Annotated in this window: 1 protein-coding gene and 1 pseudogene; both read right to left on the reverse strand. The window is 31.6% G+C overall.

Translation table 11 applies throughout. The annotated features are described in order from the left end of the window. Positions 1–300 (reverse strand): annotated as a pseudogene (locus BUC45_RS07310) (ABC transporter permease); the annotation flags it as partial. A 378-nt stretch (positions 301–678) separates the two neighbouring features. Then, complete coding sequence (locus BUC45_RS07315) at positions 679–909, reverse strand: type II toxin-antitoxin system MqsA family antitoxin (RefSeq protein ID WP_013779418.1); 231 nt, start codon at positions 907–909, stop codon at positions 679–681. Positions 910–1,409 lie beyond the last annotated feature (500 nt).

Raw genomic sequence — 1,409 nt, forward strand, 5'->3', positions numbered from 1 at the left:
TAAGTCAACTGCAACTCCATTATCAGTGTTAACTACTTCGCATAAATATTTCACACTGATTAATTTTTTTACCTCTTTCTGCTTTTTCAGTTCTTCTACTGAGTTCATATCAATGTCATCAAAAAACAGATTATAATCTCCATGTAAGTTTTTTGCTTCTCTTATCTGACTATCATATCCCGAATCTCTGATTACAAGCATTGAAAAGATTAGCATAACCGCTAATCCTACACCTGCCAAAAGTGGTATAGTTTTTCCTTTTTGCTTTTTTATATAGGAAAAAGCCAATTTAATTATCATCAAACTTTCTACCTCATCTTTGTATTTCTCATAAAATTGTACTTTTGTATTAACTTTAATAATTGTTTAAAGCTTAAAGATTACGCCGTAAAAGGTTTGATCTTTACTGCTTCGTCAAAAAAATTACTGACCGTTATCCGTTCTTATTTTAGGCAGTATCATATCTTTTGCCAAATTTCTTTTGATTAACATAGCCGCATGCTCAATTTCTTCGTCTCTATTGTGTGCCATTATAGCCTTTATCTGCGTCGTCTGATGCAGCAACTCTTTGATTATACCACTCTATAGAAGATACGGTCAAATTTGAAATTAATGTTTTAATCTCTCAAATTTACCTATCATTAAATAAGTATATAAGTGAGTGCCTGACACCTTTATTTAAGCCACCATTTCACTGTAGTTTACGATAAATACTTCTGCTTTGTTTTTCTTTATTTCTTCCACAATGGATTCTAATTTTGAAGCTATTTTGGTATCTAGATAATACTCTCCACACTGCTTGCAGATATTTGCAGGCACATTTTTTATAATGATTATTCCTTCTCCAAAATCAACAATATGATTTACTTTTCCCTCTATCAAATTAGCTTTGCAAATAATGCAATTCATGATACCTGCCTCCTTCTAGTTTTTAAATCATCTAACCATTCGCTTTTACTCGGGTAGTATGCCGTTATCATCCATATTAAATGCCATATTTACCTCCGTGCGCCTATCCTTTTACTACTTAGATTGCTTTTAATTATATTATACAGTAAACAGTAATAATATAAATATACCATGTTTGATTTAAGGCATAGAAAAAGCCCTAGAGGATTTAATCCCCAAGGGTTTAATCAAGAATGCTGCGTTTCCCTGGAGTCGATAAAAATAACGATAGATAATAGAAAAGACACCTTACAAGTATCTTTACCTGAATATCCATCTCCTTTCTCAGAAAATCTATAGGATTGTATAGTTTAATATTCTTAATTGTATCCTTTAATCTATCTCTGTTCTTTTCTACAGTTTTCTCTATAGCCCCCTAACCAACTTGGAGAAAATCTTTGTATATGATAGTATAAAAGCAGGGGGTTAACTTAAATGACAAGAAAACAATATACAGAAGA

The sequence above is a fragment of the Tepidanaerobacter sp. EBM-38 genome, assembly GCA_001896545.1.
Classification (GTDB): domain Bacteria; phylum Bacillota; class Thermosediminibacteria; order Thermosediminibacterales; family Tepidanaerobacteraceae; genus Tepidanaerobacter.

Excerpts from the sequence above, each read along its gene's own strand:
- BUC45_RS07315 (WP_013779418.1), bottom strand. The coding sequence starts at position 909 with ATGAATTGCATTATTTGCAAAGCTAATTTGATAGAGGGAAAAGTAAAT.